Source organism: Pseudomonas sp. UW4 (assembly GCF_000316175.1).
GTDB classification, from domain to species: domain Bacteria; phylum Pseudomonadota; class Gammaproteobacteria; order Pseudomonadales; family Pseudomonadaceae; genus Aquipseudomonas; species Aquipseudomonas laurylsulfatiphila.
The window spans coordinates 6,094,100-6,109,643 of sequence record NC_019670.1; the positions used below are offsets into that span (position 1 = coordinate 6,094,100).

Here is a 15,544-nt window from a genome sequence, read left to right on the forward strand (position 1 = left end):
AGCGATCCTGTATGACAGAAAGATGACAATGCAGTGACGCAACAAATCCGCCGCTGGCGGTAACCAGCAGTGGATAGAGAATTAGAGGTGTATGGGGGCGACTCCTGCCGCCCCCATGTGAGTCCGAGGGGTTCACCTCGGACTCAATTTGTTACTTTTTTGCGACTTCAGCGCCGCCTTCCGCGAGACCCAGGTCAGCCAGAGCTTTTGCAGCAACCTTGGCCGGCAGTGGGATGTAACCGTCTTTCACTACAACTTCCTGGCCCTGTTTCGACAGAACCAGTTTCACGAACTCGGCTTCCAGCGGGGCCAGAGGCTTGTTCGGGGCTTTGTTGACGTATACGTACAGGAAGCGGGACAGCGGGTACTTGCCGTTCAGGGCGTTTTCTTCGGTGTCTTCGATGAATTCACCGCCATCTTTCTTGGCCAGGGCAACGGTTTTCACGCTGGCAGTCTTGTACCCAATGCCCGAGTAGCCGACGCCGTTCAGCGAGCTGCTGATCGACTGCACAACCGAAGCCGAACCTGGCTGTTCGTTGACGTTTGGCTTGAAGTCGCCTTTGCACAGGGCTTCTTCCTTGAAGTAGCCGTAGGTACCGGATACCGAGTTACGACCAAACAGTTGAACTGGCTTGTTGGCCAGGTCACCGGTCACGCCCAGGTCACCCCAGGTTTTGACATCGGTCTTGGCGCCGCACAGACGAGTCGAGGAGAAAATCGCGTCGACCTGAGCCATGGTCAGACCCTTGATAGGGTTGTCCTTGTGCACGAATACGGCCAAGGCGTCCACGGCAACCGGAATTGCGGTCGGCTTGTAGCCATACTTGGTTTCGAAGGCTTGCAGCTCGTTGTCCTTCATCTTGCGGCTCATCGGGCCCAGGTTAGCGGTGCCTTCTGTCAGCGCAGGTGGCGCGGTAGAAGAACCGGCGGCCTGAATCTGGATGTTTACGTTCGGGTATTCTTTCTTGTAGTTCTCAGCCCAGAGGGTCATGAGGTTGGCCAGGGTATCGGAGCCGACGCTGGACAGGTTGCCCGACACACCAGTGGTCTTGGTGTAGCTCGGGATAGCAGGGTCAACAGCGGCAACCGCGTTGGCAGTCGCAACGCCAGCAGCGACAAAAGTCATTGCCGCCATCAAACGCTTCAGTTTCATGCCTTACTCCTAGCAGATAGGGTGTGTTAAGTCGGGGCCAAGTATCAGCAGGCCGTGTGAACACTCTATGGCTGAAATATGACAATTGGATGAAAGGCCAGTATTTGGATTTTTTGCAGGATGATTCGCGTCGCCTGCCTTCGCGCACAAGCCCGCACACAGTTGACCGCGCTCCTCCAGGAGAAATGCGATCGAATGTGGGAGCGGGCTTGCTCGCGAAGGCGTCAGTGCAGTCGCTGAGAAAGGTCGCTTAGCGCCCTTTTTTCCAGAGATATGCCCCCACCGCAATCCCGACCCCACACAGCACCGCCACATAATAAGCAGGCCCCATCGGGCTTTCCTTGAGCAGCAGGCTGACGATCATCGGCGTCAGGCCACCGAAAATGGCGTAGGCCACGTTGTAGGAGAACGACAAGCCGCTGAAACGCACTACCGGCGGGAAAGCCTTGACCATCACGTAGGGCACCGCGCCGATGGTGCCGACCAGCAGACCGGTCAGCGCATACAGCGGGAACAGCCAGTCCGGATGGTCAGCCAGGCTGTGGTAGAAGGTCCAGGAGCCGGCCAGCAACGCAGCGCAGCCCAGGACGAAGACTCGCCCTGCGCCGAAGCGATCCGCCAGCGCGCCGGCGATGATGCAGCCAAAGCTCAGGAAGACGATCGCCAGGCTGTTCGCCTGCAAGGACGTGGTTGGCGAGAAGTGATAGACCGTCTGCAACACAGTCGGGGTCATCAGGATCAACACCACGATGGCGGCAGACAGCAGCCAGGTGAGCAGCATCGAAATGGCGATGGCGCCACGATGGTCACGCAGCACCGCGCGCAGCGGCACCTCTTCGGCCAGGGCCTTGCGCTGTTGCAGCTCGGCGAACACCGGGGTTTCGTGCAGCCAGCGACGCAGGTACACCGAGAACAGTCCGAACACGCCGCCCAGCAGGAACGGGATCCGCCAGGCGTAATCCGACACTTCCACCGGGGTATAGAGGCTGTTGATCGCCGTGGCGACCAGCGAGCCGAGCAGGATGCCCGCCGTCAGACCGCTGGTCAGGGTGCCACAGGCGTAGCCGATATGACGCTGCGGCACGTGTTCGGAAACGAAGACCCACGCCCCCGGCACCTCACCGCCAATGGCCGCGCCCTGGATCACCCGCATCAGCAGCAACAGGATCGGTGCCCACATGCCGATCTGCGCATAGGTCGGCAACAACCCCATGATCAGGGTCGGCACGGCCATCATGAAAATGCTCAGGGTGAACATTTTCTTGCGGCCCAGCAGGTCGCCGAAATGCGCCATCACGATGCCGCCCAGCGGCCGTGCCAGATAGCCGGCGGCGAAGATGCCGAAGGTTTGCATCAGGCGTAGCCACTCAGGCATGTCCACCGGGAAGAACAGCTTGCCCACCACCGTGGCAAAGAACACGAAGATGATGAAGTCGTAGAACTCCAGCGCACCGCCCAGGGCAGACAGCGATAGAGTCTTGTAGTCGTTGCGGGTCAGCGGACGTGCGGGTTGTTCTGGCTGCGCGATGCTCGAGGGCGCTGTGGTCATGGCAAGGGCTTCTCTTATAGTCGGATCTGCAACCTCAACAACGCTGGTTGAGGTCTGGGCAGGTCCGGCACGATAGCAAATTGTTCGAAAAGGCACATAGAGGTGCGTTTTTGACGGTCAAAATGAGAACCGGACGGTCGTCGCGGAGTCTACCGACCGATATACTCGTAGCCTTGCTCCGGTTTTTGAGGGTTGCTGTGCGAAAACGCCTGTCAGGTTCATAGGCGATTTCGCAGAGTTTCCCTTTAGGCGCCTTATGGAAAACGTGACGAACGCAGTATGTTCGGTGCTGAATCGTTTTTCCCGAAGACGGCTACCACCAGCAATACCAACGAAGAGTCACGGGTCAGAGGCACCCCCGGCATGATAGAGCTCGAACAAGAAGATCCGATCCCGCAAGGCGACCTGGCCCTGCAAATCACCGCGCTCCCTCGCGAAACCAACGGCTTTGGCGACATTTTCGGCGGCTGGCTGGTGGCGCAGATGGATTTGGCAGGCACTGCGATGGCCAGCAAGGTCGCTGGCGGGCGCGTTGCCACCGTTGCAATCGACCGCATGGCATTTCTGGTTCCGGTGGCGGTGGGCGCTCAGCTGTCCTTTTATACCCAGGCCCTGGAAATCGGCCGCAGCTCGATCAAGATGATGGTCGAGGTCTGGAGCGACGATCCACTGTCCAGCGAGTGGCGTAAAGTAACCGAAGCGGTGTTTGTGTTCGTTGCCATCGACGGCAGCGGTCGTACCCGCTCGGTTCCGCCCAGGGCTCGATAAAGAGTTTCTAAACCTGGTAGCCGTTTTGCGGTCGATAGTCGTCCACGTTACTGATCGAGAGCTGTCCCATGAGCACGCCCAATGTTGAAGCCGTAAAACTGGATGAACTGAACTGCTGGCGCATCCGCCACGGTCAAGCCGAATTACTGGTGGCCCAGCAAGGTGCGCACATCCTCAGCTATCAGCTGGCCGGCCAGCCGCCGCTGATCTGGCTCAACGACGAGGCCGTATTCAAGACCGGCAAGGGCATCCGCGCCGGCGTACCGGTGTGCTGGCCGTGGTTCGGTAACTTTGCGCGCAACCCGCAAAGCGTGCAGGCGATGCGCATCAGTAATGAAGCGCCATCGGCTCACGGCTTCGTGCGAGCGATGGATTGGGAACTGGGTGGCATCGAAGCCGAAGGCGAAAGTCTGAAGGTCGAATTCCTCCTGCCCTACCCCGAAGGCGGCTTTCCCGGCTGGCCGCACCAGGTGGATTTGACTATGACCATTCGCCTCGATGAGCAATTGCACATCCAGCTGACCAGCCACAACCGGGGCACTGATACCGTCAGCATCAGCCAGGCGCTGCACAGCTACTTTGCCGTCAGCGATGTGCGTGATGTGCGCGTCGAAGGTGTGGACGGCCTCAACTACATCGAAACCCTGGATAACTGGAAAACCGTCACCCAGACCGGTGATCTGCATTTTACCGGCGAGACCGACCGCATCTACCTCGACGCCCCGCCACAGTTGAGCATCGTCGATCCAGCCTGGGAACGGCGCATCGTACTGACCAGCAGCGGATCGCGCACGGCAGTGATCTGGAACCCGTGGATCGACCGCGCCGCTGCGTTCAGCGACATGGCCGACGACGGCTGGCAGCGCATGTTGTGCATCGAGACGGCGAACGTGTTGGGTGATGTGGTGACGCTCGCAGCAGGTGCTAGCCACACCTTGGGTGTCAGCATCGGTAGCGCGCCGCTCTAAGTAACACCTGAAACCAATGTGGGAGCGGGCTTGCTCGCGAAAGCGGTGTATCAGTCAGCATTGATGGCGACTGACACTCCCTCTTCGCGAGCAAGCCCGCTCCCACATTTACATTTCTACAAGTCTGACTCTTTCACCATCCGCACCTTCTGCGCATCCAGCGCATACGCCGCATCCGCCAGGTCATTGCTGACCTTTTCGATTTTCAGCGTACCGGTGACCCACAGCGGCGTGTAGATATCATCCAGCTTCAAACCCTTGGGATAGCGCACCAGCACCAGTTGGTTTGGAGGCGGTGGCGGCACATGGATGCAGGCACCCGGGTACGGCACCAGGAAGAACAACGTACTGCGGCCTTGGGCGTCTGACTCCAGAGGCACCGGGTAACCACCAATGCGGATGCTCTTGTCGTTCATCGAAGCAACGGTCTTGGTCGAGTACATCACCGCCGGCAAGCCTTTGGCCTGCTTCATCCCGCCCTTGTCGGTGAAGGTGCCATTGGCTTCAGGGGAGTCGTGGTCGATTTCGGGCATGGCCTCGAGGGCCTTCTGGTCCGACTTGGGCATCAGTTCGAGCCAATCGGTCTCCGGCAGTTCGCCGGCATGGGCAAGGCCCGTACCCAGTAAAACAAGAGTCAGCAAAAGACGGCGCATGAAAGTGCTCGGCAATGGGAAGAGCAGGAAACGCCGAACATTCTAGCCCTCCCGACCGGCTTGGCGGAGAGGGCTTTATCGTCTGGATCAGTTCTTTTTGATCAGTCCGAAGACCACCAGCAACACAACGGCGCCCACCAGCGCCCCGATGAAGCCTGCACCTTGGCCAGCCTGATAGATACCCAGGGCTTGGCCGCCATAGGTGGCCGCCAGCGAACCGCCGATACCGAGCAGGATCGTCATGATCCAGCCCATGCTGTCATCGCCCGGTTTCAGGAACCGAGCCAGCAGACCGACGATCAAGCCGATAAAGATGGTTCCGATAAATCCCATGGCATTTCCCTCTGATTGATTGGCTATAGCCTAGCCAGACTTTGGCATCCTGCCATGAGAGAACGGCGGCCCCTGAATGGTTCCGCCGCTGCCACATGAAACTATTCGGCGATGAGCGCTTCGACCTTGAGGATCTGCGCAGCCAGCGTCTCGCGGTCTGCACAACGAAGGTTGGCGTGACCGACCTTGCGGCCGACCTTGAACGCCTTGCCATAGTGATGCAGATGGCAGTCGGCGATGGTCAGGACCTTCTCGGTCTCTGGCACTGTGCCGATGAAGTTGATCATCGCGCTTTCGCCGACCTTGGCCGTCGAACCCAACGGCAGACCGGCAACGGCCCGCAGGTGGTTTTCGAACTGGCTGCACTCGGCGCCTTCGGTGGTCCAGTGCCCGGAGTTGTGCACGCGCGGGGCGATTTCGTTGGCCTTGAGGCCACCGTCGACTTCGAAGAACTCGAACGCCATCACGCCGACGTAATCCAGCTGCTTGAGCACACGGCTGGAGTAGTCTTCGGCCAGAGCTTGCAACGGGTGATCGGTGCTGGCCACAGACAGCTTGAGGATGCCGCTTTCGTGGGTGTTGTGCACCAACGGGTAGAAGCGGGTTTCACCGTTGCGGGCACGCACGGCGATCAGCGAGACTTCACCGGTGAACGGCACGAAGCCTTCCAGCAGGCAGGCCACGCTACCCAGTTCGGCGAAGGTGCCGACCACATCTTCAGGGGTACGCAGGACTTTCTGGCCCTTGCCGTCGTAACCCAGGGTACGGGTCTTGAGCACCGCCGGCAGGCCGATGGAGGCCACAGCGGCGTCCAGGTCGACCTGGGACTGGATGTCGGCGAACGCCGGGGTAGGAATCCCCAGGTCCTTGAACATGCTCTTCTCGAACCAGCGGTCGCGGGCGATGCGCAGGGCTTCGGCGCTCGGGTAGACCGGGACGAATTGCGAGAGGAACGCGACGGTTTCCGCCGGAACGCTTTCGAACTCGAAAGTCACCAGATCGACTTCATCGGCCAGCTGGCGCAGGTGATCCTGATCGCCGTAATCGGCTCGCAGGTGTTCGCCCAACGCGGCTGCGCAAGCATCCGGCGCCGGGTCCAGGAAAGCGAAGTTCATGCCCAGCGGAGTGCCCGCCAACGCCAACATGCGACCCAACTGGCCGCCACCGATTACACCGATCTTCATCGTCAACAACCTCAGGCGATGCGTGGGTCTGGATTTTCCAGGACGCTGTCTGTCTGCTCAGCACGGAAGGTTTTCAGCACCGCATGGAACTGCGGGTGCTTGGCGCCAAGGATACTCGCCGACAGCAGCGCTGCGTTGATCGCACCGGCCTTGCCGATGGCCAGGGTGGCAACCGGAATGCCTGCTGGCATCTGCACAATGGAAAGCAGCGAATCAACGCCCGACAGCATTGCGGACTGAACGGGTACGCCCAGCACTGGCAAGTGGGTCTTGGCTGCACACATGCCTGGCAAGTGGGCCGCGCCACCGGCACCGGCGATGATCACCTCGATGCCCCGTGCTTCGGCCTCTTCGGCGTACTGGAACAGCAGGTCCGGGGTGCGGTGGGCAGAAACCACTTTCACCTCGTAAGGGATGCCGAGCTTTTCCAGCATATCGGCGGTGTGGCTAAGGGTGGACCAATCGGACTTGGAGCCCATGATCACGCCAACCAGTGCACTCATCGTCGTGCCTCTTCTCTCTGGGCGCCCGCAGGCGCATCAAAAAACAACAAGCCACGCAGGATGCGTGGCTTGATTGTACGAATTATGGCCAGTCGTAACCGGCCGAAGGCCGCGCAGTATACCTCAATGAAGCCAATAAACAGCCCCTGTTGCGACCATCTGTCATCTGCCGCAAAGCGGCGGTTTTATTGACTCTGAGGTCAATGGAACACACCGCGAATCCCTTGTGGGAGCGAGCCTGCTCGCGAATGCGGTGGTGCAGTCGACATCGACATTGACTGTCCTGACGCTTTCGCGAGCAGGCTCGCTCCCACACTGGATCTTCATCGACCTCAGGAACCGGTCATGCCCTGCGCCGCGCCACCTTCGAGTTTGCGCCAGAGCAACCGCACGTTGGCCTTGCGTACCAACGCACAGCGATACAGGCGAATTTCCAGCGGCACATGCCATTGCGGGCCGCCGCAGACCACCAGTTCACCGCGCGCCAGTTCGGCGCGCACGCTGAGCTGTGGCACCCAGGCAATGCCCAGGCCTTCCAGGGCCATGCTTTTCAGGCTGTCGGCCATGGCGGTTTCATAGATGGTGGTGAAGCGCAGCGCCCGTTGGCGCAGCAGCATGTTCACCGAGCGGCCGAGAAATGCCCCGGCACTATAAGCCAGCAGCGGTACGCTGGCTTCGCCTTCCAGATCGAACAACGGCTTGCCGTCGGCGTCTGCCGCGCAAACCGGCAGCATTTCGGTGTGGCCAAGGTGCAGGGAGGGGAAGATTTCCGGGTCCATCTGCATCGCAGCGTCCGGATCGTAGAAAGCCAGCATCAGATCGCAACCACCTTCGCGCAAGGCATGCACCGCGTCGCCGACGTTGGTTGCCACCAGTCGCGTCGCGATGTTCAAGCCTTCGTTGCGCAACTGCGCAATCCACCGCGGAAAGAAACCGAGCGCCAGGGAGTGTGCGGCCGCTACCTGCATCACTTCGCCCTGCCCGCCTTCCAGATGGTGCAGATGGCGCAATACTTCGCCGAGCTGCTCGACCACGGTGCGTGCCGTGACCAGAAACAATTGTCCCGCCGCCGTCAGTTCGATCGGCGTGCGCGAGCGATTGACCAGGGTCAGCCCCAACGCCGCCTCCAGGCTGCGGATTCGCCGGCTGAACGCCGGTTGCGTCACGAAGCGCCGTTCGGCTGCCTGGGAGAAGCTGCGGGTGGCAGCCAGGGCACTAAAGTCCTCCAGCCATTTGCTTTCCAGATTCATCACGCCCTCCCGGACACGCACCAATTTAGGTCACACGCTCGCCGCCAAGCCGGCGTCACACCGGCATTATGCCGAATGTGCATAGGCTAGTGCTTAACAGCATTGGCCCAAAATTCTGCACAAGCCTAGCATTCACAGCGTTCCGGCACAGCCCGGGTCCATATTGAGATGATTTCTATCATGTCCTCCGCTGCATCATTCCGCACAGAAAATGACCTGCTTGGCGCCCTCGAAGTACCGGCTCAAGCGTATTACGGTATCCAGACCCTGCGAGCGGTGAACAACTTCCGCCTTTCGGGCGTTCCGATTTCGCACTACCCGAAACTGGTTGTCGGTCTGGCTATGGTCAAACAGGCCGCTGCTGACGCCAACCGTGAGCTGGGTCACCTGAGCGAAGCCAAGCACGCTGCCATCAGCGAAGCCTGTGCACGTCTGATCCGCGGCGACTTCCACGAAGAGTTCGTGGTGGACATGATTCAAGGCGGCGCTGGCACTTCGACCAACATGAATGCCAACGAAGTGATCGCCAACATCGCGCTGGAGGCCATGGGTCACCAGAAAGGCGAATATCAGTACCTGCACCCGAACGACGACGTGAACATGGCGCAGTCGACCAACGACGCCTACCCGACGGCGATCCGTCTGGGTCTGTTGCTCGGTCACGACTCCCTGCTCGCCAGCCTCGACAGCCTGATTCAGGCGTTCGCAGCCAAGGGTGAAGAATTCAACCACGTCCTGAAGATGGGTCGTACCCAACTGCAAGACGCCGTACCGATGACCCTGGGTCAAGAGTTCCGTGCTTTCGCCACCACCATGGGCGAAGACCTGGCCCGTCTGAAGACACTGGCCCCGGAACTGCTGACTGAAGTGAACCTGGGCGGCACCGCGATCGGCACCGGCATCAACGCCGACCCGCGCTATCAGGCCTTGGCTGTACAGCGCCTCGCCCTGATCAGCGGTCAGCCGCTGGTTCCGGCAGCCGACCTGATCGAAGCTACCTCCGACATGGGCGCCTTCGTGCTGTTCTCCGGCATGCTCAAGCGTACTGCGGTCAAGCTGTCGAAGATCTGCAACGACCTGCGCCTGCTGTCCAGCGGCCCACGCACCGGCATCAACGAGATCAACCTGCCAGCGCGTCAGCCAGGCAGCTCGATCATGCCAGGCAAGGTCAACCCGGTTATTCCGGAAGCCGTTAACCAGGTGGCCTTCCAGGTCATCGGTAACGATCTGGCGCTGACCATGGCGGCCGAAGGCGGCCAGCTGCAACTGAACGTGATGGAACCGCTGATCGCTTTCAAGATCCTCGACTCGATCCGCCTGCTGCAACGCGCCATGGACATGCTGCGCGAGCACTGCATCGTCGGCATCACCGCCAACGAAGCCCGCTGCCGTGAACTGGTCGAACACTCGATCGGTCTGGTCACCGCACTGAACCCGTACATCGGCTACAAAAACGCCACCCGCATCGCCCGTATCGCCCTCGAAAGCGGCCGCGGCGTGCTGGAACTGGTGCGCGAAGAAGGTCTGCTCGACGAAGCCATGCTCGCCGACATCCTGCGCCCGGAAAACATGATTGCTCCGCGTCTGGTGCCCCTGAAGGCCTAACCCGACGCGTTACTTGTAGCACCGCTCACCAGGTCGAGGGACTAGACACCTCTCACCTTTTGAGGGCTTGGAGATCATTCTCCAGGCCCTTTTTTTAACCGTTTGCCAGTGAAAACCGTATGTCTGGGGACTGACCAATGTGGGAGCGGGCTTGCTCGCGAAGGCGGCGGCACATTCAACAATGATGTGTCTGATACACCGCTTTCGCGAGCAGGCTCGCTCCCACCCAGAGCAGCTCCCACATAGCCTGACAGCAAAAATGTCAGGTGTTTCAAGGGCTTCGTTTCACCGCATGCACCACAACCGTGCAGACGGACGGCACTGTCATCGGTATAGTGCCGCCCCTCTTCGCGTGAGCGGTCGTCGGTAGCGAGACCACAACCCATGCGAAACCCGAACTAATAACAAACCCGCGATATGGAAACCGGGACGAACTTCGAACCGCCCGTTGTGCCGTGCGCCCACCGGTGTAACTCGATGTGTCTGCCCGGCAAGCATTTGCCAACACAAAAAACAGCGAGGAATAATCCATGCTCGAAGTCATTAACGACTTCCTCTCAGGGAAAGTACTGATCGTGCTCATTGTCGGGCTCGGTAGCTACTTCACGATCCGCTCGCGTTTCGTTCAATTGCGTCACTTCTTCCACATGTTCGCGGTGTTCCGCGACAGCCTCAAAAGCAGCGCGGGGCAACTCAGTTCATTCCAGGCCCTGATGCTCAGCCTCGCCGGCCGCGTCGGTGCGGGCAACATTGCCGGTGTCGGCATTGCCGTGACACTCGGCGGGCCTGGCGCGGTGTTCTGGATGTGGGTGACCGCACTGGTCGGCATGTCCAGCAGCTTCTTCGAATGTTCCCTCGGTCAGCTGTACAAGCGCACTGACTCCGACGGCACCTTCCGGGGCGGCCCGTCCTACTACATCCAGCACGGTCTGCAGAAACGCTGGCTGGGCATGCTCATGGCGTTCCTGTTGCTGGTGACGTTCGGCTTCGCCTTCAACGGTTTGCAAGCCCACGCCGTGACCCATTCGCTGAACAACGCGTTCGGCCTCGATACCACTTACACCGGCATCGGTCTGGCCGTGCTGCTGGGTCTGGTATTCATCGGCGGGATCAAGCGTATCGCCAAGGTTGCCGACCTGTTGGTGCCGGTGAAAACCCTGGTGTATATCGGCGTGACCATCTACGTGATCGTGCTGCAGTTCGACCAGGTACCGGGCATGCTGATCACTATCGTCAAGAGCGCCTTCGGTCTGGATCAGGCCTTCGGCGGCCTGATCGGCAGCGCCATCGTCATGGGTGTGAAACGTGGTGTGTTCGCCAACGAAGCAGGCCTGGGCAGCGCGCCGAACGTGGCGGCTGTGGCGGCGGTCGAGCACCCGGTGGCGCAAGGCGTGGTTCAAGCGTTCAGCGTGTTCCTCGACACCTTCGTGATCTGCACCTGCACCGCGCTGCTGATCCTGCTTTCGGGTTTCTACACCCCGGGCTTCGAAGGCGACGGCATTGCCCTGACCCAGAACTCGCTGGCCGCCGTGGTTGGTGACTGGGGTCGGATGTTCATCTCCGTGGCCCTGGCGTTGTTCGTATTCACCTCGATCCTCTACAACTACTACCTGGGCGAGAACAACCTGCGCTTTCTGATCGGTGAAAACCGCAAGGCGCTGATGGGCTATCGCGCGCTGGTACTGGTGCTGATCTTCTGGGGCGCCATCGAAAACCTCGGTACCGTATTTGCCTTCGCCGACATCACCATGACCATGCTCGCGTTCGTCAACCTGATCGCGCTGTTCCTGCTGTTCAAGGTCGGCATGCGCATCCTGCGTGACTACGATGACCAGCGCGCCGCCGGCATCAAGACCCCTGTGTTCGACTCCGCGAAGTTCCCGGACCTGGACCTGGATCGCCAGGCATGGCCGGCCAACCCGCCAGCCGCCGCGCAGAATCAGGCTGAGCCGCAAGGCGTGACCGCAGCGCAACGCTGATCGGTTAAAGTGCACAATCCCTTGTGGGAGCGAGCCTGCTCGCGAATGCGGACTGACATTCGAAATTGATGTCGACTGACACACCGCTTTCGCGAGCAGGCTCGCTCCCACAGGAACTCACCGTTCTCGGAGCACCTCCATGAATTCGTCGACCTACCCTGCCGCCCAGCACGTCATGGTGCTCTACACCGGCGGTACCATTGGCATGCAAGCCAGCGCCAACGGCCTTGCGCCGGCGTCCGGTTTTGAAGCGCGGATGCGCGAATACCTGCACAGCCAGCCCGAACTTGTCGTGCCGCAGTGGCGTTTTCGCGAGATGTCGCCGCTGATCGACAGCGCCAACATGACCCCGGCGTACTGGCAGCAGTTGCGTGAAGCGGTGGTCGATGCGGTGGATGTTCAGGGCTGCGACAGCGTGCTGATCCTGCATGGCACCGACACGCTGGCCTACAGTGCCGCCGCCATGAGCTTCCAGTTGCTCGGCCTGCATGCCCGCGTGTGTTTTACCGGTTCCATGCTGCCGGCCGGTGTCACCGATAGCGACGCCTGGGAGAACCTCGGCGGCGCGCTGGTTGCACTGGGCAAGGGCCTCGCGCCGGGTGTGCATCTGTACTTCCACGGCGAACTGCTGGACCCGACCCGGTGCGCCAAGGTTCGCAGTTTTGGCCGTCATCCGTTCAAGCGCCTGGAGCGTCAGGGCGGTGGTGTGAAAGCCTCTTCGCTGCCAACAGCGTTGAACTACAACCAGGCAAAACAACTGGCGAAGGTTGCCGTGTTGCCGCTGTTCCCCGGCATCGGTGCCGAGATCCTCGATGGCCTGCTCGACAGCGGCATTCAAGGTCTGGTGCTGGAGTGCTACGGCAGCGGCACCGGGCCGAGCGACAACCCGGAGTTCCTCGCCAGCCTCGGCCGTGCTCGGGATAACGGCGTGGTAGTGGTCGCGGTGACGCAATGCCACGAAGGCGGGGTTGAACTGGACGTCTATGAGGCAGGCAGTCGCTTGCGCGGTGTCGGTGTGCTGTCCGGTGGCGGCATGCCCCGTGAGGCGGCGTTCGGCAAGTTGCATGGGTTGTTGGGGGCGGGGCTTGAAACGGACGAAGTCCGTCGGCTTGTCGAACTCGACCTTTGCGGCGAACTGAGCTGACAAAACACAAAACCTGTGGGAGCGGGCTTGCTCGCGAAGGCGACGGCACATCCAGCATTGATGTGACAGGCCGACCGCTTTCGCGAGCAAGCCCGCTCCCACAGGAGTCGTCGGCACACAACTTGCTCCGCATTCCAGCATCCCAAGGCTGGAAGTCCTCATGCTCCACTCCCACCTCACCACCCTCAATGCCGTCTCCCTGGTGCTCGATGCCTTCAAGGCACAAGGCTTGTCCAGCGAAGCGCTGCTGGCCGGCAGCGGCATCAGTGCGGCGGATCTGAACCGGGCCGACACGCGCATCACCACCAATCAAGAAATGCAGGTCTGTGCCAACGCCGTTGCCCTCAAGCGCGACATCGGCCTGGAACTGGGTCGGCGGATGCACGTTTCCTGCTACGGCATGCTCGGTTACGCCCTGCTCACCAGTGCCACCTTCGGTGACGCATTGCGGCTGGCGATACGCTATCCGGCGCTGCTGGGAACACTTTTCGAACTGAGCCTGGAGGACGACGGCGAGCGCATCTGGTTCGCCGCCGCCGATTATCGCGAGAGCCCGGCCATGGCGGTGTTCAACGCCGAGTTCTGCCTCGTATCGCTGAAAGTCACCTGCGACGACCTGCTTGGTCATTCCCTGCCCTTGCTCGGCGCACGCTTCGAACATGCCGCGCCCGACTACGAACCGAGCTACGCCGAACACTTCAACTGCCCGCTGGATTTCGGCGCGCGCAACAATGCCTTCGCCTTCGACAAACGCTGGCTCGACCAGCCGTTGCCGCTGGCCGATGTCATCACCCATCAAGCCATGGCCGAGCGCTGCCGCAAACAGAACATCGAGTTCACCGGGCGTCAGGCATGGCTCGGACGGATCCGCCAATTGCTCAGCGCGCAATTGAATGCGGCGCCGGGGCTGGAGGGCCTGGCCGAGCAGATGAATTGCTCGGCGCGGACCTTGCGTCGGCATCTCAAGGACATGGGCTGCAGCTATCAGGAGTTGCTCGACGAACTGCGCTTCGAGCAGGCCAAGCAAATGCTGTGTGAGGATCAATTGCCGATCTACCAGATTGCCGAGGCGCTGGGCTTCAGCGAGACCGCGAGTTTTCGCCATGCGTTCGTGCGCTGGAGCGGTGTGGCGCCCAGTCAGTTTCGGCCACACGGATAACCCTGTGGGAGCGGGCTTGCCCGCGAAGAGGCCGGTACAACAAATACATCTCCATTGGCTGACCGCTTTCGCGGGCAAGCCCGCTCCCACAGGTTTAGCATTTGATGCACTCACCCGGAACTCAGCCGTGAGCAAGGGGCGAATTTCGGTCAAATGTTTTGGCCATATCGATCCCCTTTTGGCCTTTCCTGCCGTTCTCCGAAATCGTCCGTGCCGCAAGACTGTGTTCAACCGAATCAGCCTGCGGAGAACAACAAAATGCTGACGATCTACTCGAACGATCACCACCTGCACCACGGCCGTTGTGAATTGATAGACGGGCAACTCAAGCCCTGCTTCGAAATGCCTTCGCGTGCCGACCACGTGCTGGCACGGGTGCAAAATCAAAATCTCGGCCCTGTCGAAGCGCCGAAGGATTTCGGCCTCGGACCGATCGAACGCATTCACAGCCGCGACTACCTCGACTTCTTCAAGGGCGCCTGGGCACGCTGGACCGAGTTCAACACCGACGGTGACTTGCTGCCTTACACCTGGCCAGCCCGTACCCTGCGCCGGATAAAACCCGCCAGCCTGCATGGCGAACTCGGTTATTACAGCTTCGATGGCGGCGCCCCGATCACCGCCGGTACCTGGCAGGCGGCGTATAGCGCAGCGCAAGTCGCCCTCACCGCCCAGGCGGAAATCCAGCGCGGCGCCCGTTCGGCCTTCGCCCTGTGCCGCCCACCGGGACACCACGCCGCCAGCGATTTGATGGGGGGTTATTGCTACCTCAACAACGCCGCCATCGCCGCCCAGGCGTTCCTCGATCAGGGCCACAAAAAGGTCGCGATCCTCGACGTCGATTACCACCATGGCAACGGCACCCAGTCGATCTTCTACGAACGCAGCGACGTGCTGTTCACCTCGATCCATGGCCACCCGGAAGCCGAGTTTCCGTTCTTCCTCGGCTATGAAGACGAATTGGGCGAGGGCCCCGGCGAGGGCTTCAACTTCAACTATCCTCTGGCCGCAGGTTCAGGCTGGGACACCTGGAGCGCGGCGCTGGAACAGGCCTGCAAAGAGATCGAAAGCTACGGCGCCGACATCGTCGTGGTCTCCTTGGGCGTCGACACATTCAAGGACGATCCGATCTCGCAATTCAAACTCGACAGCCCGGATTACCTGGCCATGGGCAAGCGCATTGCGGCTCTCGGCAAACCGACGCTGTTCGTGATGGAAGGCGGCTACGCGGTAGAAGAAATCGGCATCAACGCCGTGAACGTTCTCGAAGGTTTCGAAAGCGCCCAATGAGGATTA

14 protein-coding genes are annotated in these 15,544 nt (G+C 60.6%); 7 read left to right on the top strand and 7 right to left on the bottom strand.

Annotation, left to right across the window (positions count from 1 at the left end):
• Positions 1 to 151: 151 nt before the first annotated feature.
• Positions 152 to 1,153 (bottom strand): phosphate ABC transporter substrate-binding protein PstS, encoded by a 1,002-nt coding sequence (locus tag PPUTUW4_RS27195; protein WP_015097393.1) that lies wholly within the window; start codon positions 1,151 to 1,153, stop codon positions 152 to 154.
• Positions 1,154 to 1,403: 250 nt separating this feature from the next.
• Positions 1,404 to 2,702, bottom strand: coding sequence for an MFS transporter (locus tag PPUTUW4_RS27200; RefSeq protein ID WP_015097394.1), 1,299 nt, complete (start codon positions 2,700 to 2,702; stop codon positions 1,404 to 1,406).
• A 363-nt stretch (positions 2,703 to 3,065) separates the two neighbouring features.
• Here PPUTUW4_RS27200 and PPUTUW4_RS27205 point away from each other — a divergent pair, with 363 nt between their 5' ends.
• Positions 3,066 to 3,470 (top strand): hotdog domain-containing protein, encoded by a 405-nt coding sequence (locus PPUTUW4_RS27205; protein ID WP_007942704.1) that lies wholly within the window; start codon positions 3,066 to 3,068, stop codon positions 3,468 to 3,470.
• Positions 3,471 to 3,538: 68 nt separating this feature from the next.
• Positions 3,539 to 4,438, top strand: a complete 900-nt coding sequence (locus PPUTUW4_RS27210; protein ID WP_015097396.1) for a D-hexose-6-phosphate mutarotase — start codon at positions 3,539 to 3,541, stop codon at positions 4,436 to 4,438.
• 116 nt (positions 4,439 to 4,554) lie between these two features.
• Here the strand turns inward: PPUTUW4_RS27210 and PPUTUW4_RS27215 are convergent, their stop codons facing one another.
• The 5 genes from PPUTUW4_RS27215 to PPUTUW4_RS27235 form a co-directional block, all read right to left on the bottom strand.
• A complete protein-coding gene (locus PPUTUW4_RS27215; RefSeq protein WP_015097397.1) occupies positions 4,555 to 5,091 on the bottom strand; it encodes a DUF3299 domain-containing protein in 537 nt (178 codons plus the stop codon).
• 87 nt (positions 5,092 to 5,178) lie between these two features.
• Positions 5,179 to 5,424, bottom strand: a complete 246-nt coding sequence (locus tag PPUTUW4_RS27220; protein WP_015097398.1) for a GlsB/YeaQ/YmgE family stress response membrane protein — start codon at positions 5,422 to 5,424, stop codon at positions 5,179 to 5,181.
• 101 nt (positions 5,425 to 5,525) lie between these two features.
• A complete protein-coding gene (locus PPUTUW4_RS27225) occupies positions 5,526 to 6,608 on the bottom strand; it encodes a 5-(carboxyamino)imidazole ribonucleotide synthase (RefSeq protein WP_015097399.1) in 1,083 nt (360 codons plus the stop codon).
• A gap of 11 nt (positions 6,609 to 6,619) precedes the next feature.
• The gene (purE, locus tag PPUTUW4_RS27230) at positions 6,620 to 7,111 is read right to left on the bottom strand and encodes a 5-(carboxyamino)imidazole ribonucleotide mutase (RefSeq protein ID WP_007971731.1); all 492 of its coding nucleotides are present in this window, start codon (positions 7,109 to 7,111) and stop codon (positions 6,620 to 6,622) included.
• 332 nt (positions 7,112 to 7,443) lie between these two features.
• The gene (locus PPUTUW4_RS27235) at positions 7,444 to 8,361 is read right to left on the bottom strand and encodes a LysR substrate-binding domain-containing protein (RefSeq protein ID WP_015097400.1); all 918 of its coding nucleotides are present in this window, start codon (positions 8,359 to 8,361) and stop codon (positions 7,444 to 7,446) included.
• A 180-nt stretch (positions 8,362 to 8,541) separates the two neighbouring features.
• Between PPUTUW4_RS27235 and aspA the strand changes: the two genes are divergently transcribed.
• The 5 genes from aspA (at position 8,542) to PPUTUW4_RS27260 (ending at position 15,538) form a co-directional block, all read left to right on the top strand.
• Positions 8,542 to 9,966, top strand: a complete 1,425-nt coding sequence (aspA, locus tag PPUTUW4_RS27240; protein ID WP_041474969.1) for an aspartate ammonia-lyase — start codon at positions 8,542 to 8,544, stop codon at positions 9,964 to 9,966.
• Between the two features lie 530 nt (positions 9,967 to 10,496).
• A complete protein-coding gene (locus PPUTUW4_RS27245) occupies positions 10,497 to 11,945 on the top strand; it encodes an alanine/glycine:cation symporter family protein (protein ID WP_015097402.1) in 1,449 nt (482 codons plus the stop codon).
• Positions 11,946 to 12,084: 139 nt separating this feature from the next.
• The gene (locus PPUTUW4_RS27250) at positions 12,085 to 13,089 is read left to right on the top strand and encodes an asparaginase (protein WP_015097403.1); all 1,005 of its coding nucleotides are present in this window, start codon (positions 12,085 to 12,087) and stop codon (positions 13,087 to 13,089) included.
• Between the two features lie 160 nt (positions 13,090 to 13,249).
• The gene (locus PPUTUW4_RS27255) at positions 13,250 to 14,248 is read left to right on the top strand and encodes an AraC family transcriptional regulator (protein ID WP_015097404.1); all 999 of its coding nucleotides are present in this window, start codon (positions 13,250 to 13,252) and stop codon (positions 14,246 to 14,248) included.
• A gap of 258 nt (positions 14,249 to 14,506) precedes the next feature.
• Positions 14,507 to 15,538, top strand: coding sequence for a histone deacetylase family protein (locus tag PPUTUW4_RS27260; protein WP_007971719.1), 1,032 nt, complete (start codon positions 14,507 to 14,509; stop codon positions 15,536 to 15,538).
• Positions 15,539 to 15,544 lie beyond the last annotated feature (6 nt).